17 protein-coding genes and 2 tRNA genes are annotated in these 21,635 nt (G+C 61.6%); 18 read left to right on the top strand and 1 reads right to left on the bottom strand.

Features of this window, described 5'->3' with window-relative positions; genetic code table 11:
• The first annotated feature begins 92 nt into the window (after positions 1–92).
• The 7 genes from dnaK (at position 93) to HG549_RS22090 (ending at position 9,830) form a co-directional block, all read left to right on the top strand.
• A complete protein-coding gene (gene dnaK / locus HG549_RS22120) occupies positions 93–2,018 on the top strand; it encodes a molecular chaperone DnaK (RefSeq protein WP_170032764.1) in 1,926 nt (641 codons plus the stop codon).
• A gap of 197 nt (positions 2,019–2,215) precedes the next feature.
• Positions 2,216–3,340, top strand: coding sequence for a molecular chaperone DnaJ (dnaJ, locus tag HG549_RS22115; protein ID WP_170032762.1), 1,125 nt, complete (start codon positions 2,216–2,218; stop codon positions 3,338–3,340).
• A 13-nt stretch (positions 3,341–3,353) separates the two neighbouring features.
• Positions 3,354–4,160, top strand: coding sequence for a 4-hydroxy-tetrahydrodipicolinate reductase (gene dapB, locus HG549_RS22110; protein WP_170032760.1), 807 nt, complete (start codon positions 3,354–3,356; stop codon positions 4,158–4,160).
• Between the two features lie 309 nt (positions 4,161–4,469).
• Positions 4,470–5,606, top strand: a complete 1,137-nt coding sequence (gene carA, locus HG549_RS22105; protein ID WP_013974294.1) for a glutamine-hydrolyzing carbamoyl-phosphate synthase small subunit — start codon at positions 4,470–4,472, stop codon at positions 5,604–5,606.
• Between the two features lie 105 nt (positions 5,607–5,711).
• Positions 5,712–8,933 (top strand): carbamoyl-phosphate synthase large subunit, encoded by a 3,222-nt coding sequence (gene carB / locus HG549_RS22100; protein ID WP_015271865.1) that lies wholly within the window; start codon positions 5,712–5,714, stop codon positions 8,931–8,933.
• Positions 8,930–9,412, top strand: a complete 483-nt coding sequence (gene greA, locus HG549_RS22095; RefSeq protein ID WP_046613135.1) for a transcription elongation factor GreA — start codon at positions 8,930–8,932, stop codon at positions 9,410–9,412. The genes carB and greA overlap by 4 nt, the downstream gene beginning before the upstream one ends.
• Positions 9,390–9,830, top strand: coding sequence for an MFS transporter (locus HG549_RS22090; protein WP_170032758.1), 441 nt, complete (start codon positions 9,390–9,392; stop codon positions 9,828–9,830). Before greA ends, HG549_RS22090 begins: the two co-directional genes overlap by 23 nt.
• Positions 9,831–9,995: 165 nt before the next feature.
• Here HG549_RS22090 and yhbY read toward each other — a convergent pair whose 3' ends face one another.
• Positions 9,996–10,304 carry a ribosome assembly RNA-binding protein YhbY gene (gene yhbY, locus HG549_RS22085; protein WP_003249945.1) on the bottom strand — a complete coding sequence of 103 codons (309 nt, stop codon included), beginning with the start codon at positions 10,302–10,304 and terminating at the stop codon, positions 9,996–9,998.
• Positions 10,305–10,406: 102 nt separating this feature from the next.
• Between yhbY and rlmE the strand changes: the two genes are divergently transcribed.
• From rlmE to infB, 11 genes are all read left to right on the top strand, one after another.
• Complete coding sequence (gene rlmE, locus HG549_RS22080; protein WP_015271862.1) at positions 10,407–11,033, top strand: 23S rRNA (uridine(2552)-2'-O)-methyltransferase RlmE; 627 nt, start codon at positions 10,407–10,409, stop codon at positions 11,031–11,033.
• A gap of 203 nt (positions 11,034–11,236) precedes the next feature.
• A complete protein-coding gene (gene ftsH / locus HG549_RS22075) occupies positions 11,237–13,141 on the top strand; it encodes an ATP-dependent zinc metalloprotease FtsH (RefSeq protein ID WP_170032756.1) in 1,905 nt (634 codons plus the stop codon).
• Between the two features lie 8 nt (positions 13,142–13,149).
• Complete coding sequence (gene folP, locus HG549_RS22070; RefSeq protein ID WP_170032754.1) at positions 13,150–14,001, top strand: dihydropteroate synthase; 852 nt, start codon at positions 13,150–13,152, stop codon at positions 13,999–14,001.
• A gap of 16 nt (positions 14,002–14,017) precedes the next feature.
• Positions 14,018–15,358 (top strand): phosphoglucosamine mutase, encoded by a 1,341-nt coding sequence (glmM, locus tag HG549_RS22065; RefSeq protein ID WP_170032752.1) that lies wholly within the window; start codon positions 14,018–14,020, stop codon positions 15,356–15,358.
• A 65-nt stretch (positions 15,359–15,423) separates the two neighbouring features.
• Positions 15,424–16,179, top strand: coding sequence for a triose-phosphate isomerase (gene tpiA, locus HG549_RS22060; RefSeq protein WP_170032750.1), 756 nt, complete (start codon positions 15,424–15,426; stop codon positions 16,177–16,179).
• A 4-nt stretch (positions 16,180–16,183) separates the two neighbouring features.
• Positions 16,184–16,582: a preprotein translocase subunit SecG gene (gene secG / locus HG549_RS22055; protein WP_170032748.1), complete on the top strand. Its 399-nt coding sequence runs from the start codon at positions 16,184–16,186 to the stop codon at positions 16,580–16,582.
• Positions 16,583–16,603: 21 nt separating this feature from the next.
• A tRNA-Leu gene (locus tag HG549_RS22050) sits at positions 16,604–16,689 on the top strand.
• Positions 16,690–16,789: 100 nt separating this feature from the next.
• Positions 16,790–16,866: transfer RNA gene (locus HG549_RS22045), tRNA-Met, on the top strand.
• 130 nt (positions 16,867–16,996) lie between these two features.
• Entirely contained in the window at positions 16,997–17,455 is a 459-nt protein-coding gene (rimP, locus tag HG549_RS22040; RefSeq protein ID WP_003249960.1) for a ribosome maturation factor RimP, read from the top strand.
• Between the two features lie 59 nt (positions 17,456–17,514).
• Positions 17,515–18,996: a transcription termination factor NusA gene (gene nusA, locus HG549_RS22035; protein WP_170032746.1), complete on the top strand. Its 1,482-nt coding sequence runs from the start codon at positions 17,515–17,517 to the stop codon at positions 18,994–18,996.
• 27 nt (positions 18,997–19,023) lie between these two features.
• Entirely contained in the window at positions 19,024–21,564 is a 2,541-nt protein-coding gene (gene infB, locus HG549_RS22030) for a translation initiation factor IF-2 (protein ID WP_170032744.1), read from the top strand.
• The last annotated feature ends 71 nt before the right edge of the window (positions 21,565–21,635 follow it).

Here is a 21,635-nt window from a genome sequence, read left to right as displayed (position 1 = left end):
GGGCATCCCCATCTAGGTGTCAAGCCTTCAAGTATTACCGCAGTTGGCCAAAGTAGTCGCTGCTACCAAATTCAAGTTTCGGGAGAGTTAACATGGGCAAAATCATCGGTATCGACCTGGGGACCACCAACTCGTGCGTCTCCGTTCTGGAAAACGGTAACGTCAAGGTCATCGAAAACGCCGAAGGCGCGCGTACCACCCCTTCGATCGTGGCCTACGCCAACGACGGCGAAATCCTGGTAGGTCAGTCGGCCAAGCGCCAGGCTGTGACCAACCCGCACAACACCCTGTTCGCAGTGAAGCGCCTGATCGGCCGCCGCTTCGAAGAAGACGTCGTGCAGAAAGATATCAAGCTGGTGCCGTACAAGATCGTCAAGGCCAGCAACGGCGACGCCTGGGTACAGGCCAGTGGCAAGGACATGGCACCGCCGCAGATCAGCGCCGAAGTGCTGAAGAAGATGAAGAAAACCGCCGAAGACTACCTCGGCGAGCCCGTCACCGAAGCGGTCATCACCGTTCCGGCCTACTTCAACGACAGCCAGCGCCAGGCCACCAAGGACGCCGGTCGCATCGCCGGCCTGGACGTGAAGCGCATCATCAACGAACCGACCGCCGCTGCGCTGGCCTATGGCATGGACAAGGCCAAGGGCGACCACACCGTCATCGTCTATGACCTGGGTGGTGGTACCTTCGACGTATCGGTCATCGAAATCGCCGAAGTCGACGGTGAGCACCAGTTCGAAGTACTGGCCACCAACGGTGACACCTTCCTCGGTGGTGAAGACTTCGACATGCGCCTGATCGACTACCTCGTCGACGAGTTCAAGAAAGAGTCCGGCATGGACCTGAAGAACGATCCGCTGGCTCTGCAGCGCCTGAAGGAAGCTGCCGAGAAGGCCAAGATCGAGCTGTCGTCCTCGCAGTCGACCGACGTCAACCTGCCGTACATCACCGCTGATGCTACCGGTCCGAAGCACCTGAACGTGAAGATCTCCCGCGCCAAGCTGGAGTCGCTGGTCGAAGACCTGGTTCAGCGCACCATCGAGCCGTGCCGCATCGCCCTGAAAGACGCTGGTATCGATGTCGCCAAGATCGACGACGTGATCCTGGTCGGCGGCCAGACCCGTATGCCGATGGTACAGAAGGCCGTTGCCGACTTCTTCGGCAAGGAAGCTCGCAAGGACGTCAACCCGGACGAAGCCGTGGCCATGGGTGCTGCCATCCAGGGCGCCGTACTGGCCGGTGACGTCAAGGACGTACTGCTGCTGGACGTCAGCCCGCTGACCCTGGGTATCGAAACCATGGGTGGCGTGATGACTTCGCTGATCGAGAAGAACACCACCATTCCGACCAAGAAGTCGCAGGTGTTCTCGACTGCCGACGACAACCAGGCTGCCGTGACCATTCACGTGCTGCAAGGTGAGCGCAAGCAGGCTGCGCAGAACAAGTCGCTGGGCAAGTTCGACCTGGCTGACATCCCGCCGGCTCCGCGTGGCGTACCGCAGATCGAAGTGACCTTCGACATCGACGCCAACGGCATCCTGCACGTCAGCGCGAAAGACAAGGCCACCGGCAAGTCGCAGTCGATCGTGATCAAGGCAAACTCCGGCCTGTCGGACGAAGAAATCGAGCGCATGGTGCGTGACGCCGAGGCCAACGCCGAGGAAGACCGCAAGTTCGAAGAGCTGGCCGCTGCCCGTAACCAGGGTGACGCGCTGGTTCACTCGACCCGCAAGATGGTCGCTGACGCTGGTGACAAGGTTACCGCCGAAGAAAAAACCGCCATCGAGGCTGCCGTGGTTGCCCTGGAAGCCGCTGTCAAAGGCGACGACAAGGCTGCCATCGACGCCAAGGTCGAAGAGCTGTCCAAGGTTTCGGCACCGGTTGCCCAGAAGATGTACGCCGAGCAGTCGGCCGAACAGCCTCAGGGTGGCGCGCAGCACGCCGAGCCGGAAGCCAAGCACGATGACGTGGTTGACGCCGAGTTCGAAGAAGTGAAAGACAACAACAAGCAGTAATCCCTGCATGTTGTCGGCCAGTTCACCGTCGTTTGCCGGTGAGCTGGTAGGATGTCGCCGCGCGGGGGCTTGCTCCCGCGTTGGCGTATCTGGAATTCGAGAATCTTTACAGCATCTGTCAGCGGCCCCGGTGGGCAAACGGCAGGTGCTGATGGCGTGGCGCAGATGCCAGACGCCCAACAAGGTGCAAATGACCTATGTCCAAGCGTGATTATTATGAGGTCCTGGGTGTCGAGCGCGGCGCCAGCGAAGCTGACCTCAAGAAGGCTTATCGCCGTCTGGCGATGAAGTACCACCCTGACCGCAACCCCGGCGACAAAGAGTCGGAAGACAAGTTCAAGGAGGCCAACGAGGCCTACGAAGTACTGTCTGACGCGAGCAAGCGCGCGGCGTTCGACCAGTATGGTCATGCTGGCGTGGACCCGAGCATGGGTGGCGGTGGTGCCGGTTTCGGCGGTGCCAACTTCTCCGACATCTTTGGCGATGTGTTCAGCGACTTCTTCGGTGGTGGCCGCGGTGGTGGACGTGGCGGTGCCCAGCGTGGCAGTGACCTGCGCTACACCCTGGAACTGAACCTGGAAGAAGCGGTGCGTGGCACCACGGTCAGTATCCGTGTGCCCACCCTGGTCAACTGCCAGCCCTGCGATGGCTCCGGTGCCAAGAAGGGCTCCACGCCGTCGACCTGCCCGACCTGTGGCGGTATCGGCCAGGTACGCATGCAGCAGGGCTTCTTCTCGGTGCAGCAGACCTGCCCGCGTTGCCATGGCCAGGGCAAGATCATCACCGACCCGTGCACCTCGTGCCACGGCGAAGGGCGTGTCGAGGAATACAAGACACTGTCGGTCAAGGTGCCGGCCGGTGTCGATACCGGCGACCGTATCCGCCTGTCGGGCGAGGGCGAGGCGGGTACCCATGGTGGCCCGACCGGCGACCTGTACGTGGTGATCAACGTGCGTGAGCACGAGATCTTCCAGCGTGATGGCAAGCACCTGTACTGCGAAGTGCCGATCAGCTTCACTGATGCCGCCCTGGGTGGCGAACTGGAAGTGCCCACCCTCGATGGCCGGGTAAAGCTGAAGATCCCCGAAGGCACCCAGACCGGCAAACAGTTCCGCCTGCGCGGCAAGGGCGTTGCCCCGGTGCGCGGTGGTGGTGCCGGTGACCTGCTGTGCCGGGTGGCGGTGGAAACCCCGGTCAACCTCAGCCGCCGCCAGCGCGAGCTGCTGGAAGAGCTGCGTGATTCACTGGAAGGCGACAGCTCCCACTCGCCCAAGGCCAGTGGCTGGTTCGATGGCGTGAAGCGCTTCTTCGGCGACCTCTGACAAGGAAATGGCTATGCGACGTATTGCAGTGATGGGCGCGGCAGGGCGAATGGGCAAGACCCTCGTCGAGGCCGTGCAGCAACAGGCGCCACAGGCTGGCCTGACCGCGGCGATCGATCGCCCGGACAGTACGCTGGTGGGGGCTGATGCCGGTGAGCTGGCGGCCCTGGGTCGTATCGGCGTGCCAATTTCCGACGACCTGGCCAAGGTGGTCGACGAGTTCGACGTGCTGATCGACTTCACCCACCCCTCGGTCACCCTGAAAAACCTGGCGTTCTGCCGCAAGGCGGGCAAGGCCATGGTCATCGGTACTACGGGCTTCACGCCGGAAGAGAAGCAGCAGCTGGTCGACGCCGGCAAGGAAATCCCGATCGTCTTCGCGGCCAACTTCAGCGTTGGCGTCAACCTGTGCCTGAAGCTGCTGGATACCGCAGCGCGCGTGCTGGGTGACGATGTGGATATCGAAATCCTCGAGGCGCATCACCGGCACAAGGTCGATGCACCGTCGGGTACTGCGCTGCGCATGGGCGAAGTGGTTGCCCAGGCGCTGGGCCGTAACCTCCAGGAAGTGGCCGTGTACGGTCGTGAAGGGCAGACCGGTGCGCGTGAGCGCCAGACCATCGGCTTCGCTACCGTGCGTGCCGGTGACGTGGTGGGTGACCACACCGTGCTGTTCGCCGCCGAAGGTGAGCGGGTGGAGATCACCCACAAGGCCTCCAGCCGCATGACTTTCGCCAAGGGTGCCGTGCGTGCGGCGCTGTGGCTGGACGGGCGCGAGCCTGGCCTGTACGACATGCAGGATGTGCTCGAGCTGCGTTAAGCAGTTCGAGCGGTGCTGGCTTCTTTGCGGGCTTGCCCGCTCCCACACGGATTGTGAAGCTCCTGTGGGAGCGGGCAAGCCCGCGAAGAAGCCAGCGCCGATGTCAGCCTGTCGCATTGATAGGTTTTAGAGACACATCTGCGGTAGACCGAAAACGCACTTTTCTGTAAGCTACAGCTTTAGTGTGTCCACTAAAAGCGCGCAGCGAATTGAATTCAGCACATGAAAGCGGGGTGACGTGTCCATACGTCACTCCGCTTTTTTGCAACCTGCGATCGCCCTTTCATGCTTGATTAACGGGAGGTCTTCTTGACAAAGCCAGCCATACTCGCCCTTGCCGACGGCAGTATTTTCCGCGGTGAAGCCATCGGTGCCGACGGTCAGACCGTTGGTGAGGTGGTCTTCAACACCGCTATGACCGGCTACCAGGAAATCCTTACAGACCCTTCCTATGCGCAGCAAATCGTTACCCTGACCTACCCGCACATCGGCAACACCGGCACTACCCCGGAAGACGCCGAGTCCAACCGTGTCTGGTCTGCTGGCCTGGTCATCCGTGACCTGCCGCTGCTGGCCAGCAACTGGCGTAACACCCAGTCGCTGCCGGAGTACCTCAAGGCCAACAATGTCGTCGCCATCGCCGGCATCGACACCCGTCGCCTGACCCGAATCCTGCGTGAAAAGGGCGCTCAGAACGGTTGCATCCTCGCCGGTGACAACATCAGCGAAGAAGCCGCCATCGCCGCTGCCCGTGCCTTCCCGGGCCTGAAGGGCATGGACCTGGCCAAGGTCGTTTCCACCAAGGAACGCTACGAGTGGCGCTCCAGCGTGTGGGAGCTGAAGACCGACAGTCACCCGACCATCGAAGCCGCCGACCTGCCGTACCACGTGGTCGCCTTCGACTACGGCGTCAAGCTGAACATCCTGCGCATGCTGGTCGCCCGTGGCTGCCGCGTGACCGTGGTGCCGGCCCAGACCCCGGCCAGCGAAGTGCTGGCACTCAACCCGGACGGCGTGTTCCTGTCCAACGGCCCTGGCGACCCCGAGCCGTGCGACTACGCCATCCAGGCGATCAAGGAAATCCTCGAGACCGAGATCCCGGTGTTCGGCATCTGCCTCGGCCACCAGCTGCTGGCCCTGGCCTCCGGCGCCAAGACCGTGAAGATGGGCCATGGCCACCACGGTGCCAACCACCCGGTGCAGGACCTGGATACCGGCGTGGTCATGATCACCAGCCAGAACCACGGCTTTGCCGTTGACGAGGCCACCCTGCCGGGCAACGTCCGCGCCATCCACAAGTCGCTGTTCGACGGCACCCTGCAGGGTATCGAGCGCACCGACAAGAGCGCGTTCAGCTTCCAGGGTCACCCTGAAGCGAGCCCTGGCCCGACCGATGTCGCGCCTCTGTTCGATCGTTTCATCGATGCCATGGCCAAGCGCCGCTGAGCATCCTGCTGCAAGGCCCCGGGCCGGCTCGCGCCGCGCCCGGAAGCGCCTGACCCAGATTGTTCAAGGCGGCTTGCCGACTGACCCCGGATTTGAGTGACAACCATGCCAAAACGTACAGACATCAAAAGCATCCTGATTCTCGGCGCCGGCCCGATCGTGATCGGCCAGGCCTGCGAGTTCGACTACTCCGGCGCCCAGGCCTGTAAAGCCCTGCGCGAGGAAGGTTTCCGCGTCATCCTGGTGAACTCCAACCCGGCCACCATCATGACCGACCCGGCCATGGCCGACGCCACCTACATCGAGCCGATCAAGTGGCAGTCGGTGGCCAAGATCATCGAGAAAGAGCGCCCTGACGCGCTGCTGCCGACCATGGGTGGCCAGACTGCCCTGAACTGCGCCCTGGACCTGGAGCGCCACGGCGTTCTGGAAAAGTTCGGCGTGGAAATGATCGGTGCCAACGCCGATACCATCGACAAGGCCGAAGACCGCTCGCGCTTCGACAAGGCGATGAAGGACATCGGCCTGGAGTGCCCGCGCTCCGGTATCGCCCACAGCATGGAAGAAGCCAACGCAGTGCTCGAGCGCCTGGGCTTCCCGTGCATCATCCGTCCGTCGTTCACCATGGGCGGCACCGGTGGCGGCATCGCCTACAACCGTGAAGAGTTCGAAGAAATCTGCGCCCGTGGTCTGGACCTGTCGCCGACCAAGGAACTGCTGATCGACGAATCGCTGATCGGCTGGAAGGAATACGAGATGGAGGTGGTCCGCGACAAGAAGGACAACTGCATCATCGTCTGCTCGATCGAGAACTTCGACCCGATGGGCGTGCACACCGGCGACTCGATCACCGTTGCCCCGGCACAGACCCTGACCGACAAGGAATACCAGATCATGCGCAACGCCTCGCTGGCGGTGCTGCGTGAGATCGGTGTGGAAACCGGCGGTTCCAACGTGCAGTTCGGTATCTGCCCGAACACCGGCCGCATGGTCGTGATCGAGATGAACCCGCGTGTGTCGCGTTCCTCGGCACTGGCCTCCAAGGCCACCGGCTTCCCGATCGCCAAGATCGCTGCCAAGCTGGCGGTCGGCTACACCCTCGACGAGCTGCAGAACGACATCACCGGCGGCCGCACTCCGGCATCCTTCGAGCCGTCGATCGACTACGTCGTCACCAAGCTGCCACGCTTCGCCTTCGAGAAGTTCCCGAAAGCCGACGCCCGCCTGACCACCCAGATGAAATCCGTGGGTGAAGTGATGGCCATCGGCCGTACCTTCCAGGAATCCCTGCAGAAAGCCCTGCGCGGCCTGGAAGTTGGCGCCTGCGGCCTCGACCCGAAAGTCGACCTGGCCAACCCGGAAGCCTCCAGCATCCTCAAGCGCGAGCTGACCGTACCGGGCGCCGAGCGTATCTGGTATGTGGCCGATGCCATGCGCGCCGGCATGACCTGCGAGCAGATCTTCGACCTGACCGGCATCGACATGTGGTTCCTGGTGCAGATGGAAGACCTGATCAAGGAAGAAGAGAAGGTCAAGACCCTGGCCCTGTCGTCGATCGACAAGGACTACATGCTGCGCCTCAAGCGCAAGGGCTTCTCTGACCAGCGCCTGGCCAAGCTGTTGGGTATCACCGACAAGAACCTGCGCCGTCACCGCCACAAGCTGGAAGTGTTCCCGGTGTACAAGCGCGTCGACACCTGCGCTGCCGAGTTCGCCACCGACACCGCCTACCTGTACTCCACCTACGAGGAAGAGTGCGAGGCCAACCCGTCGACCCGCGACAAGATCATGATCCTGGGTGGTGGCCCCAACCGTATCGGCCAGGGTATCGAGTTCGACTACTGCTGCGTACACGCCGCGCTGGCGCTGCGTGAAGATGGTTACGAGACCATCATGGTCAACTGCAACCCGGAAACCGTCTCCACCGACTACGACACCTCCGACCGCCTGTACTTCGAGCCGCTGACCCTCGAGGACGTGCTGGAAGTGTGCCGTGTCGAGAAGCCGAAAGGCGTGATCGTCCACTACGGCGGCCAGACTCCGCTGAAACTGGCCCGCGCCCTGGAAGAAGCCGGCGTACCGATCATCGGCACCAGCCCGGATGCCATCGACCGTGCCGAAGACCGTGAGCGCTTCCAGCAGATGGTGCAGCGCCTGAACCTGCTGCAGCCGCCAAACGCTACCGTGCGCAGCGAAGAAGAAGCCATCAGCGCTGCTGGCGGCATCGGCTACCCGCTGGTGGTGCGCCCGTCCTACGTGCTGGGTGGTCGCGCCATGGAAATCGTCTACGAACTGGACGAGCTCAAGCGCTACCTGCGTGAAGCCGTACAGGTGTCGAACGACAGCCCGGTACTGCTCGACCACTTCCTCAACTGCGCCATCGAGATGGACGTGGATGCGGTGTGCGACGGTACCGACGTGGTGATCGGCGCCATCATGCAGCACATCGAGCAGGCCGGCGTGCACTCCGGTGACTCGGCATGCTCGCTGCCACCTTACTCGCTGAGCAAGGAAGTGCAGGACGAAGTCCGCGTACAGGTCAAGAAAATGGCCCTGGAGCTGGGCGTGGTCGGCCTGATGAACGTGCAGCTGGCCCTGCAGGGCGACAAGATCTACGTGATCGAAGTCAACCCGCGCGCCTCGCGTACCGTGCCGTTCGTGTCCAAGTGCATCGGCACCTCCCTGGCGATGATCGCAGCTCGCGTCATGGCCGGCAAAACCCTGAAAGAGCTGGGCTTCACCCAGGAAATCATCCCCAACTTCTACAGCGTCAAGGAAGCCGTCTTCCCGTTCGCCAAGTTCCCAGGGGTTGACCCGATCCTCGGCCCTGAGATGAAATCGACCGGTGAAGTCATGGGTGTCGGTGACAGCTTCGGTGAAGCCTTCGCCAAGGCCCAGATGGGTGCCAGCGAAGTGCTGCCGACCGGCGGTACCGCATTCATCAGCGTGCGCGACGACGACAAGCCGCAAGTGGCTGGCGTTGCCCGCGACCTGATCGCCCTTGGCTTCGAAGTGGTCGCTACTGCCGGCACCGCCAAGGTTATCGAGGCGGCTGGCCTGAAAGTGCGCCGTGTGAACAAGGTGACCGAAGGCCGTCCGCACGTGGTCGACATGATCAAGAACGACGAGGTGTCGCTGATCATCAACACCACCGAAGGCCGCCAGTCGATCGCCGATTCCTACTCGATTCGTCGCAATGCGCTGCAGCACAAGATTTACTGCACCACCACCATTGCGGCCGGTGAAGCCATCTGCGAGGCGCTGAAATTCGGTCCGGAAAAGACCGTTCGTCGCCTGCAGGATCTGCACGCAGGATTGAAAGCATGAGCATTACCAAGTACCCGATGACCGTCCAGGGCGCTCGCGCCCTGGAAGAGGAACTGCTGTTCCTGAGCAAGACCGAGCGCCCGCGCCTGAGCCAGGCCATTGGCGAAGCGCGCGAGCTGGGTGACCTCAAGGAAAACGCCGAATACCACGCCGCTCGTGAAGAGCAGGGCATGGTCGAGGCGCGTATCCGCGATATCGAAGGTCGCCTGCAGAACTCGGTGGTGATCGACGTGACCACCATTGCTCACACCGGCAAGGTGATTTTCGGCACTACCGTGGTGCTGGCCAACACCGAAACCGATGATGAAGTGACCTACCAGATCGTTGGTGAAGATGAAGCCGACGTGAAGAAAGGCAAGCTGTCGAACAGCGCCCCGATCGCCCGTGCCATCATCGGCAAGGAAGAAGGGGATACCGTTGTCGTGAAGACGCCGAACGGTACGGTCGAGTACGAGATTGTCGAAGTCAAGCACATCTGATCGGCGCCTGCGGGCGCCATCCCTCGAGGGGATCCTCTGGCAACTGGCCCAGGTTTTCTGGGTCGGTGGCCTGTGGGTGTTCCACGTCGGGTTGGTGCCTGCGCTCAAGGTCAGTGGCCTGGCGCCGCTGCTGGTGCAGGACATCGCCGGGCAGATCGACCGCTGGTTGATCGGTGTGGCGATGCTTGGCCTGCTGATCCAGTTGGCCGTGCTGGCCAGAGTGGACGGCCTGGCGGCCTGGTGGCGGCAGTTCCGGGGCCAGATGCTGTTGCTCGGCCTTGGCGCCTGCGTGGGGTATTACACCTTGCGCTACGGTATTTCCGTGGGCGAGCGCTGGCAGATGTTCTGCTTCCTGGTGCTGGGCTTTTCCGGGATTGTGCTGGTGGCCCAGCCGGTTCCGGTCAAAGTGCGCCGCTAGCCCAGGCTGTCACGGGCGTTGTAGGAGCGGCCTTGTGTCGCGATGGGCTGCGAAGCAGCCCCCTGCGGTATCTGCGGCGAAGCTGGTATCCAGGGGGCTGCTTCGCAGCCCATCGCGACACAAGGCCGCTCCTACAGGTAGCCCGCCGATCCGGGCGCCAAGCCGTTACTTGTAACGGTGGATGTTGGACAGCTGCTTGTTCGGCTGCGGGTTCTTGCGGTAGATCAGGGCTTTCTTGCCGATGGTCTGCACCAGCTCGGCGCGGCCGGCCTTGCACAGCTCGGCAATGGTCTCGGCGCGTTCTTCGCGGTCTTCCGAACGAATCTCGACCTTGATCAGCTCGTGGTCGACCAGGGCGCGCTCCAGTTCGGCAATGACGCCTTCATTCAAACCGTTGCCAGCAACGATCAGGACCGGCTTCAGGTCGTGACCAATGGACTTGTATTGCTTCTTCTGCTCGTTATTGAGCGGCATAATCTGACCCTTTCCGTCTGATTCTGTAAAATTGACCGGCATTTTACCCGAGGGCCACCGGCTCCGCCCAGTCAATCACGACGCATATCATCGAGGTGCCCCGTGGTACAACGTTCCAAAAGCAGCGCCAACTGGCTGCGAGAACACTTCAACGATCCTTTTGTGAAACAGGCGCAAAAGGACGGCTACCGCTCGCGTGCGAGCTACAAACTGCTGGAGATCCAGGAAAAGGACCGGCTGATCCGCCCAGGCATGAGCGTGATCGACCTCGGCGCCGCCCCCGGCGGCTGGTCGCAGGTGACCAGTCGTCTGATTGGTGGCCAGGGACGACTGATCGCTTCCGACATCCTGGAGATGGACTCGATCCCCGACGTGACCTTCATCCAGGGCGATTTCACCCAGGACGAAGTGCTGCAGCGCATCCTCGAGGCGGTCGGCGATTCGCACGTAGACCTTGTGATTTCCGACATGGCCCCCAATATGAGTGGTACGCCCGCGGTGGACATGCCGCGTGCCATGTTCCTCTGCGAGCTGGCCCTCGATCTGGCAACCCGCGTGCTGAAGCCCGGCGGCGATTTCCTGATCAAGATCTTCCAGGGCGAAGGCTTTGACGTATACCTCAAGGACGTGCGCAGCAAGTTCGACAAGGTGCAGATGCGCAAGCCGTCGTCTTCGCGGGACCGTTCCCGCGAGCAGTACCTGCTGGGCCGGGGTTTCAAAGGGGCATGAAAGGTTTCAAGCGGGGTGGCCGATAGTTATTTCCAATCGGCCGCCGCGTCAGGATCGTCCGAACTTCGTGTAGTCTAGCTTTCACAAAGGGTTACAGACGGTGCCTGCGTCTGCGTAGGTAATGTAGTAAGTTAGGGCGATGAATTTCATGCGAGGAACGGCTGCGTCGTGCGCCGACCTCAGAGGGTAGCGAATTGAACGACATGGCAAAGAATCTGATCCTGTGGTTGATCATCGCAGCTGTCCTGGTGACGGTGATGAACAACTTCTCCAGCCCTAACGAGCCGCAGACCCTCAACTATTCCGACTTCATCCAGCAGGTCAAGGATGGCAAGGTCGAGCGCGTGACCGTCGACGGCTACATCATTACCGGCAAGCGCGCCGACGGCGACAACTTCAAGACTGTGCGCCCGGCCATTACCGACAACGGCCTGATCGGTGACCTGGTGGACAACCACGTCATCATCGAAGGCAAGCAGCCCGAGCAGCAGAGCATCTGGACCCAGCTGCTGGTGGCCAGCTTCCCGATCCTGGTGATCATCGCCGTGTTCATGTTCTTCATGCGCCAGATGCAAGGCGGTGCGGGCGGCAAGGGCGGGCCGATGAGCTTCGGCAAGAGCAAGGCGCGCCTGCTGTCCGAAGACCAGGTCAAGACCACCTTGGCAGACGTTGCAGGGTGTGACGAAGCCAAGGAAGAGGTGGGCGAGCTGGTCGAATTCCTGCGCGACCCGGGCAAGTTCCAGCGCCTGGGTGGCCGTATCCCCCGTGGTGTGCTGATGGTCGGCCCACCCGGTACCGGCAAGACCCTGCTGGCCAAGGCCATCGCCGGCGAGGCGAAGGTGCCGTTCTTCACCATTTCCGGTTCCGACTTCGTGGAAATGTTCGTGGGTGTCGGTGCCAGCCGTGTGCGCGACATGTTCGAGCAGGCCAAGAAGCACGCCCCCTGCATCATCTTCATCGACGAGATCGACGCCGTTGGTCGCCACCGTGGCGCCGGCATGGGCGGTGGTCACGACGAGCGTGAGCAAACCCTCAACCAGCTGCTGGTGGAGATGGACGGCTTCGAAATGAACGATGGCATCATCGTCATTGCCGCCACCAACCGTCCGGACGTGCTCGACCCGGCGCTGCTGCGCCCGGGCCGTTTCGACCGCCAGGTGGTGGTCGGCCTGCCGGACATCCGCGGCCGCGAACAGATCCTCAAGGTGCACATGCGCAAGGTGCCGGTCGGCGAGAACGTCAACCCGGCGGTCATTGCCCGTGGTACCCCTGGCTTCTCCGGCGCCGACCTGGCCAACCTGGTCAACGAGGCCTCGCTGTTTGCCGCGCGTGCCAACAAGCGCCTGGTCGAAATGAAAGAGTTCGAGCTGGCCAAGGACAAGATCATGATGGGCGCCGAGCGCAAGACCATGGTCATGTCCGAGAAAGAGAAGCAGAACACCGCCTACCACGAAGCTGGCCATGCCATCGTTGGCCGCCTGGTGCCTGAACACGATCCGGTCTACAAGGTGTCGATCATTCCGCGTGGCCGTGCCTTGGGCGTGACCATGTTCCTGCCGGAAGAAGACCGCTACAGCCTGTCCAAGCGCGCACTGATCAGCCAGATCTGCTCGTTGTACGGCGGCCGTATCGCCGAGGAAATGACCTTGGGCTTCGACGGGGTTACCACTGGTGCGTCCAACGACATCATGCGGGCCAGCCAGATTGCCCGAAACATGGTGACCAAGTGGGGCCTGTCCGAAAAACTCGGCCCGCTGATGTACGCCGAGGAAGAAGGCGAGGTGTTCCTGGGCCGCAGTGCTGCCAGCCAGCATGCCAGCGTTTCCGGCGAAACCGCCAAGCTGATCGACTCGGAAGTTCGCAGCATCATCGACCAGTGCTATGCCACGGCCAAGCAGTTGCTCACCGACAACCGCGACAAGCTCGACGCCATGGCCGAAGCGCTGATGAAGTACGAGACCATCGACGCCGAGCAGATTGACGATATCATGGCCGGCCGTACCCCTCGCGAACCGCGCGATTGGGATGATGACTCTGCTTCGGGCAAGCCTGCTACCCAGGGCGATCGCCCGGAATCGCCGATCGGCGGTCCGGCGGCTCAACACTAAGGGCGTCTATGAGCTCAGTGCAGTACCCGACCCGGTTGCCTTGCGGCAACCGGGTTCTTGATTTGTCGCGTACCCATGTCATGGGTATTCTCAACGTCACCCCCGATTCCTTCTCCGACGGTGGCCGCTTCAACCAGCGCGACGAAGCGTTGCGCCATGCCGAAGCGATGGTTGCCGCTGGCGCCACGCTGATCGACATCGGCGGAGAGTCCACGCGGCCAGGCGCGCGCGCGGTATCGGTGACCGAGGAACTGGAACGGGTGGCGCCCATGGTCGAGGCCATCAACAGCCGCCTCGACGTGGTCATCTCGGTCGATACCTCCACGCCAGCGGTCATGCGAGAAGCGGCGCGCCTCGGTGCCGGGCTGATCAACGACGTACGGGCCCTGGAGCGCGATGGCGCCCTGGACGCTGCTGCAGATACTGGCCTGCCGGTGTGCCTCATGCACATGCGTGGCGAGCCGGGGAACATGCAGGACAACCCCCAGTACCAGGATGTGACCGCCGACGTTGCGCGTTATCTTGAACAGCGGATGGCCGCCTGCGCTGCGGCGGGTATCGACGCTGACCGAATCATCCTTGACCCGGGCTTTGGTTTCGCCAAGACACTGGCGCACAACCTGAGCCTGTTCAAGCACATGGAAGCGCTCTATCGCCTTGGGCGCCCGCTGCTGGTGGGTGTTTCACGCAAGAGCATGATCGGCCTGACGCTGGAACGTCCGGTCGGCGAGCGGTTGTACGGCAGCCTGGCGCTGGCGGCATTGGCCATGACCAAGGGGGCGAGCATCCTGCGTGTCCACGACGTGGCCGAAACCGTTGATGTGGTGCGCATGATCGCTGCGGTGCAGAACGCCGAATAAGAACATTGGAGTCCCTATGAGCAGAAAATACTTTGGTACCGACGGCATCCGTGGCCGTGTCGGCGAATACCCGATCACGCCTGACTTCATGCTGAAGCTCGGCTGGGCCGCCGGCATGGCGTTCCGCAAGCAGGGCCATTGCCGGGTGCTGGTGGGCAAGGACACGCGTATCTCCGGCTACATGTTCGAGTCCGCACTCGAGGCCGGCTTGTCTGCGGCGGGTGCCGACGTGATGCTGCTCGGGCCGATGCCGACGCCGGCCATCGCCTACCTGACGCGTACCTTCCACGCCGAAGCCGGTATCGTCATCAGCGCCTCGCACAACCCGCACGATGACAACGGCATCAAGTTCTTCTCGGGCCAGGGGACCAAGCTGCCCGACGAAGTCGAGCTGATGATCGAAGAGTTGCTCGACCAGCCGATGACCGTGGTCGAGTCGGGCAAACTGGGCAAGGTGTCGCGCATCAACGATGCTGCAGGCCGCTACATCGAGTTCTGCAAGAGCAGCGTGCCCAGCAGCACCAGCTTCGATGGACTCAAGCTGGTGGTCGATTGTGCCCATGGCGCCACCTACAAGGTTGCGCCAAGCGTGTTCCGCGAGCTGGGTGCCGAGGTGACTGTGCTGCACGCGCAGCCGGACGGGCTGAACATCAATGAAAACTGCGGTTCGACCCATATCGAATCGCTGCAGGCCGCTGTGCTGGTAGGGCATGCCGACCTGGGTATCGCTTTCGATGGTGACGGCGACCGGGTACTGATGGTCGACCACACCGGTGCCATCGTCGACGGTGACGAGTTGCTGTTCATCATTGCCCGCGACTTGCAGGACCGTGGCAAGCTGCAGGGCGGTGTGGTAGGTACGCTGATGAGCAACCTGGGCCTGGAGCTTGCGCTGAAGGACCTGGAAATTCCGTTCGTGCGAGCCAAGGTCGGCGACCGTTACGTCATGGCCGAATTGCTGGAGCGTGAGTGGCTGGTCGGTGGTGAAAACTCTGGTCACGTCGTTTGCTGCAACCACACCACTACGGGTGATGCGATCATTGCCGCATTGCAGGTGCTGATGGCGCTCAAACGCCGTGGCGAAACCCTGGCCCAGGCCCGTCAGGCTTTGCGCAAGTGCCCACAGGTGCTGATCAACGTGCGGTATGGCGCCAGCAAGGTCGACCCGCTGCAGCACCCGTCGGTCAAGGAAGCCAGTGCCAAGGTGACCGAAGCGTTGGCTGGCCGTGGTCGCGTGCTGCTGCGCAAATCCGGTACCGAGCCTCTGGTGCGGGTCATGGTCGAGGGTGAGGACGAAAGCCAGGTGCGTGCCCATGCCGAAGCGCTGGCCAAACTGGTCGGCGAAGTTTGTGTCTGAAGGCGCTTGCCAGCGCAGATAGGGTTGGGTACTATCTGCGCCCACTTTGACCGACGAGGTAAAGCATGCGTCGCCCCATGGTAGCTGGTAACTGGAAGATGCACGGTACCCGCGCTAGCGTCGCTGAGCTGACCGAAGGCTTGAGAAATCTGGCCTTGCCGAGCGGAGTGGAAGTCGCGGTGTTCCCGCCGGCCTTGTTCATCAATCAAGTGATCGATGGTCTGGCAGACAAGGGAATCATCGTCGGCGCACAGAATTCTGCAATACAGCCCGAACAGGGCGCGCTGACCGGGGAAGTTGCTCCGGAACAGCTGGTTGAAGCAGGTTGCAAGTTGGTCTTGATTGGTCATTCGGAGCGTCGCCAGATTATTGGTGAGACCGACGAAGTGCTCAATCGCAAGTTTGCAGCTGCCCAGGCCAAAGGTTTGAAGCCAGTGCTTTGCATCGGGGAAACCCTGGAAGAGCGCGAGGCCGGCAAAACGCTCGAAGTTGTCGGGCGTCAACTAAGCAGTATCATCGAAACATTCGGTGTTAAGGCTTTTGCCAGTGCAGTAATTGCCTATGAGCCTGTATGGGCCATCGGCACCGGCCTTACGGCCACGCCACAGCAGGCTCAGGATGTGCACGCAGCCATCCGCAGCCAGCTGGCGGCAGAAGATGCTGAAGTGGCTGCGAAGGTGCAGCTGCTCTACGGCGGCAGCGTGAAGGCGGCCAATGCGGCCGAACTGTTCGGCATGCCGGATATCGATGGGGGGCTCATTGGTGGGGCTTCCCTGAACGCAGACGAATTCGGTGCAATTTGTCGCGCCGCAGGAAACTGAACAAATGCTGGAAACAGTCATCGTTGTTTTTCATCTGTTGGCAGCGCTGTCGCTTGTAGTGCTGGTTCTGTTGCAACAGGGTAAGGGTGCGGAAGCAGGTGCATCTTTCGGCGCGGGTGCTTCAAATACCGTGTTCGGGAGCCAGGGTTCTGCAACGTTCCTGAGTAAATTAACTGCTGTACTCGCTGCCACTTTCTTTTTGACAGCACTTGGGTTAGGATACTTCGCGAAGCAACAAGCTCACCAGCTTAGCCAAGCAGGTCTTCCAGATCCAGCAGTGCTAGAAGTGAAAGAGCCGCAGAAACCGGCAGTTAATGATGATGTACCGGTGCTCCAGCAGCAGAAGAGCGAAACCACCACTAACACTGGTGATGTACCTCCTCCGGCACAAGAGCAGAAGTAACGGGTTTCAAGTAGTAGTATTGCCGAGGTGGTGGAATTGGTAGACACGCAACCTTGAGGTGGTTGTGCCCATAGGGTGTAGGGGTTCGAGTCCCCTTCTCGGTACCAATTAAAGCTTGAGAGCCCGCTTTAGCGGGCTTTCTTGCAGGTGAAGGTTCGGATTTGACCCTCGAGAGGGTTCGGTCTTATACTTTTGCCCCAGCTTTGTCGCGGGGTGGAGCAGCTTGGTAGCTCGTCGGGCTCATAACCCGAAGGTCGTTGGTTCAAATCCAGCCCCCGCAACCAGCTTCAGCGGAGCCCCTTTTCAGGGGCTTTTTGCTAACCGAACAGTTTTCGGCGTCGTTGTCCAACGGCGCTTTCAGGGATGGGCGCTTCGCCCATTTTTTATTTGCACAGCATGCACGAGGGGGTTCAGGTGTCGAGCAAGCTAGAACAGTTGCAGGCCTTGTTGGCCCCGGTTGTCGAGGGTCTGGGCTATCAATGCTGGGGGATCGAATACGTTTCCCAGGGTAAGCATTCGGTACTGCGCATCTACATCGACAAGGAAGGCGGTATCCTGGTGGACGACTGCGAAGCGGTCAGCCGTCAGGCCAGCGCAATCCTCGATGTAGAAGATCCGATCAGCAGTGAGTACACCCTCGAGGTGTCTTCTCCAGGCATGGATCGCCCACTGTTCACTCTGGAACAGTTTGCCTCGCATGCCGGCGAACAAGTGAAGATCAAGCTGCGCTCACCCTTCGAGGGTCGTCGTAACTTCCAGGGCCTTCTCCGTGGTGTGGAGGAGCAGGATGTGGTGGTCCAGGTGGACAATCAGGAATTCCTGTTGCCGATCGACTCGATCGACAAGGCCAATATTATTCCCAGTTTTGACTGAGACGTGCCGGGCCCGGCGGATTATCCGGGCCCAATGGCTTGCGCAAGGCGAGGCGTACGATGAGCAAAGAAGTACTGCTGGTTGTTGAATCGGTATCCAACGAAAAAGGTGTACCGCCCGGCGTCATTTTCGAAGCGCTGGAAGTGGCCCTGGCCACTGCAACCAAAAAACGTTTTGAAGACGAAGTCGACCTGCGTGTGGAAATCAACCGCCACACCGGTAGCTACGAGACCTTCCGTCGCTGGACCGTGGTCGACGAAGCCGATCTTGATGATCCGGCGATCGAGACCTGGCTGGACAAGATCAAGGACACCCACCCTGAAGCCAAGGTCGGTGACGTGATCGAAGAGAAGATCGAGTCGATCGAGTTCGGTCGTATCGCCGCCCAGACCGCCAAGCAGGTCATCGTGCAGAAGGTCCGTGAGGCCGAGCGTGCCCAGGTGGTGGATGCCTACCGCGAGCGCGTTGGCGAGATCATCTCCGGCACCGTCAAGAAGGTTACCCGCGACAACGTCATCGTTGACCTGGGCAACAACGCCGAGGCCCTGCTGGCCCGCGAAGACATCATTCCGCGTGAAACCTTCCGTGTTGGCGTGCGCCTGCGTGCGCTGCTCAAGGAAATTCGCACCGAAAACCGTGGCCCACAGCTGATCCTGTCGCGCACCGCGCCGCAGATGCTGATCGAGCTTTTCCGCATTGAAGTGCCGGAAATTGCCGAGGGCCTGATCGAAGTCATGGCTGCTTCCCGTGATCCGGGTTCGCGAGCCAAGATCGCCGTCCGCTCCAAGGACAAGCGCATCGACCCGCAAGGTGCCTGTATCGGCATGCGTGGTTCGCGCGTCCAGGCCGTATCCGGGGAGCTGGGTGGTGAGCGTGTGGATATCGTCCTGTGGGACGATAACCCGGCGCAGTTCGTCATCAACGCCATGTCGCCGGCTGAAGTCGCGGCGATCATCGTTGATGAAGATGCCCATGCCATGGACATCGCCGTCGCCGAGGACAACCTGGCCCAGGCCATTGGCCGTGGCGGTCAGAACGTTCGCCTGGCCAGTCAGCTGACCGGCTGGACCCTGAACGTGATGACCGAGAAGGACATCCAGGCCAAGCAGCAGGCCGAAACCGGTGACATCCTGCGCAATTTCATCGATGAACTGGAAGTCGACGAGGAGCTGGCCCAAGTGCTGGTCGACGAAGGCTTCACCAGCCTCGAAGAAATTGCCTACGTACCGTTGGAAGAAATGCTCAACATCGATGGCTTTGACGAAGAGATCGTCAACGAGCTCCGCGCTCGAGCCAAGGACCGTTTGTTGACCAAGGCCATCGCTACCGAAGAAAAACTGGCAGATGCCCACCCAGCCGAAGACCTGCTCTCCCTCGAGGGCATGGACAAGGACCTGGCGGCGGAACTGGCGGTGCGCGGCGTGGTTAACCGCGAAGACCTGGCCGAGCAGTCGATTGACGATCTGCTCGACATCGACGGCATCGACGAAGAGCGTGCCGGCAAGTTGATCATGGCCGCCCGAGCCCACTGGTTCGAGTAATTAGGCGCGGCCTGAGGAGAGAAGTGCATGACGCAAGTCACGGTGAAAGAACTGGCCCAAGAGGTCGAGGCACCGGTAGAGCGCCTGCTGCAGCAGATGCGTGAGGCAGGTCTGCCGCACACCGACGCCGGTCAGGTAGTGACCGACAATGAGAAGCAGACCCTGCTGACTCATTTGAAGAGCAGCCACAAGAGCAAGGCGGAAGAGCCGCGCAAGATTACCTTGCAGCGCAAAACCACCAGCACCCTGCGTGTCGCCGGTAGCAAGAGCATCAGCGTAGAAGTACGCAAGAAGAAAGTATTCGTGCAGCGCAGCCCGGAAGAAATCCAGGCTGAGCAGAAGCGTGAGCTGGAAGAGCGTCGCGCGGCCGAAAACGCCGCTCGCGAGAAGGTCGAGGCCGAAGTTCGCCAGCGCAACGAAGAGCAGGCTCGCCGTCAGGCTGCCGAAACCGCTGCTGCCGCACCTGCACCTGCTGCCAAGCCAGAGCCGGCACCTGCCGCTGCCCCGGCCCCGGTAGTTGCCGACGCCCCGGCCTCCGAAGACGCCGCAGCCCGTGCTGCCGAGCGCAAGAAGGACGAAGCCCGTCGCAACGAAGGTCGCACCCGTGACGAAGACCGTCGTGGTGGCGAGCGTCGTGGCGAGGCCCCGCGCGTGTCGATCAAGGTCAAGGTCAAGGAGAAGGAAAAGGCTCCGACGCCTCGTGCCGCGCCGCGCACCACCGATGAAGAGAGCGATGGCGTACGCCGTGGCCGCGGTGGCAAGAGCAAGCTGAAGAAGCGCAACCAGCACGGCTTCCAGAACCCGACCGGTCCGGTCATTCGTGACGTGACCATCGGCGAGACCATCACCGTCTCGGAACTGGCCCAGCAGATGTCGGTCAAGGCCGCTGAAGTGGTCAAGTTCATGTTCAAGCTGGGTACCCCGGTCACCATCAACCAGGTGCTCGACCAGGAAACCGCTCAGCTGGTCGCCGAAGAACTGGGCCACAAGGTGACCCTGGTCAGCGATACCGCCCTGGAAGACTCCCTGGCCGAATCGCTGAAGTTCGAAGGCGAAGTCGAATCGCGTGCACCGGTCGTTACCGTCATGGGTCACGTTGACCACGGTAAGACCTCGCTGCTCGACTACATCCGTCGTGCCAAGGTTGCCGCAGGCGAAGCCGGTGGTATTACCCAGCACATCGGTGCCTACCACGTGGAAACCGACCGCGGCATGGTCACCTTCCTCGACACCCCGGGCCACGCTGCGTTCACCGCAATGCGTGCCCGTGGTGCCAAGGCCACCGACATCGTCATCCTGGTGGTGGCAGCGGACGACGGCGTGATGCCGCAAACGCGCGAAGCCGTTCAGCATGCCAAGGCAGCTGGCGTTCCGCTGGTGGTCGCGGTGAACAAGATCGACAAGCCGGGTGCCGATATCGACCGCATCCGTAACGAGCTGGCCGTCGAAGGCGTGACCTCCGAGGACTGGGGTGGTGACACGCCGTTCGTCAAGGTTTCGGCGAAGATGGGTACCGGTGTCGACGAGCTGCTCGAAGCCGTCCTGCTGCAGGCCGAGATCCTCGAGCTGACCGCAACCCCGACCGCTCCAGGTCGTGGCGTGGTCGTCGAATCGCGCCTGGACAAGGGCCGTGGTCCGGTGGCTACCATCCTGGTTCAGGACGGTACCCTGCGTCAGGGCGACATGGTCCTGTGCGGTTCCAACTATGGCCGCGTGCGTGCCATGCTCGACGAGAACGGCAAGCCTGTGAAGGAAGCCGGCCCGTCGATCCCGGTCGAGATTCTCGGCCTGGACGGTACCCCGGAAGCCGGTGACGAGCTGTCGGTGGTCGCCGACGAGAAGAAGGCCCGTGAAGTGGCCCTGTTCCGTCAAGGCAAGTACCGCGAGGTCAAGCTGGCCCGTGCTCACGCCGGCAAGCTGGAAAACATCTTCGAGACCATGGGTCAGGAAGAGAAGAAGACCCTCAACATCGTCCTCAAGACCGACGTGCGTGGTTCCCTGGAAGCACTGCAGGGTTCGCTGTCGGGCCTGGGCAACGACGAAGTTCAGGTGCGCGTGATCGGTGGCGGCGTCGGTGGTATCACCGAAAGCGATGCCAACCTGGCGCTGGCTTCGAATGCAGTACTGTTCGGCTTCAACGTGCGTGCCGATGCCGGCGCGCGCAAGATCGTCGAGCAGGAAGGTCTGGATATGCGTTACTACAACGTGATCTACGACATCATCGAAGACGTCAAGAAGGCCCTGACCGGCATGCTCGGCAGCGATGTTCGCGAGAACATCCTGGGTGTCGCCGAAGTGCGTGACGTGTTCCGTTCGCCGAAGTTCGGCGCCATCGCTGGCTGTATGGTCATCGAGGGTACCGTGTACCGCAACCGTCCGATCCGCGTACTGCGCGAAGACGTTGTGATCTTCGAAGGCGAGCTGGAATCGCTGCGTCGCTTCAAGGATGACGCCTCCGAAGTCCGTTCGGGCATGGAGTGCGGTATTGGCGTGAAGAGCTACAACGACGTCAAGGTCGGCGACAAGATCGAAGTCTTCGAGAAAGTCCAGGTGGCTCGTACCCTGTAAGGGGCGAGCGTGGTGCAGGCCCCGCCCCAGGGCGGCTGGCAGCACCTCTGAAGGTAGCGCCCGGTCAGGCT

It is taken from the genome of Pseudomonas sp. SK (genome assembly GCF_012975065.1).
Taxonomy (GTDB): Bacteria; Pseudomonadota; Gammaproteobacteria; order Pseudomonadales; family Pseudomonadaceae; genus Aquipseudomonas; species Aquipseudomonas anuradhapurensis.
The sequence above is the reverse complement of the archived record's forward strand: the minus strand, read 5'-3'. Positions and strand labels throughout refer to the sequence as shown.

Bases quoted from the DNA above. Each gene is read 5' to 3' on its own strand.
- dnaK (WP_170032764.1), top strand. From the start codon at position 93: ATGGGCAAAATCATCGGTATCGACCTGGGGACCACCAACTCGTGCGTC.
- dnaJ (WP_170032762.1), top strand. From the start codon at position 2,216: ATGTCCAAGCGTGATTATTATGAGGTCCTGGGTGTCGAGCGCGGCGCC.
- dapB (WP_170032760.1), top strand. From the start codon at position 3,354: ATGCGACGTATTGCAGTGATGGGCGCGGCAGGGCGAATGGGCAAGACC.
- carB (WP_015271865.1), top strand. From the start codon at position 5,712: ATGCCAAAACGTACAGACATCAAAAGCATCCTGATTCTCGGCGCCGGC.
- greA (WP_046613135.1), top strand. From the start codon at position 8,930: ATGAGCATTACCAAGTACCCGATGACCGTCCAGGGCGCTCGCGCCCTG.
- yhbY (WP_003249945.1), bottom strand. From the start codon at position 10,304: ATGCCGCTCAATAACGAGCAGAAGAAGCAATACAAGTCCATTGGTCAC.
- ftsH (WP_170032756.1), top strand. From the start codon at position 11,237: ATGGCAAAGAATCTGATCCTGTGGTTGATCATCGCAGCTGTCCTGGTG.
- folP (WP_170032754.1), top strand. From the start codon at position 13,150: ATGAGCTCAGTGCAGTACCCGACCCGGTTGCCTTGCGGCAACCGGGTT.
- glmM (WP_170032752.1), top strand. From the start codon at position 14,018: ATGAGCAGAAAATACTTTGGTACCGACGGCATCCGTGGCCGTGTCGGC.
- tpiA (WP_170032750.1), top strand. From the start codon at position 15,424: ATGCGTCGCCCCATGGTAGCTGGTAACTGGAAGATGCACGGTACCCGC.
- secG (WP_170032748.1), top strand. From the start codon at position 16,184: ATGCTGGAAACAGTCATCGTTGTTTTTCATCTGTTGGCAGCGCTGTCG.
- nusA (WP_170032746.1), top strand. From the start codon at position 17,515: ATGAGCAAAGAAGTACTGCTGGTTGTTGAATCGGTATCCAACGAAAAA.
- infB (WP_170032744.1), top strand. From the start codon at position 19,024: ATGACGCAAGTCACGGTGAAAGAACTGGCCCAAGAGGTCGAGGCACCG.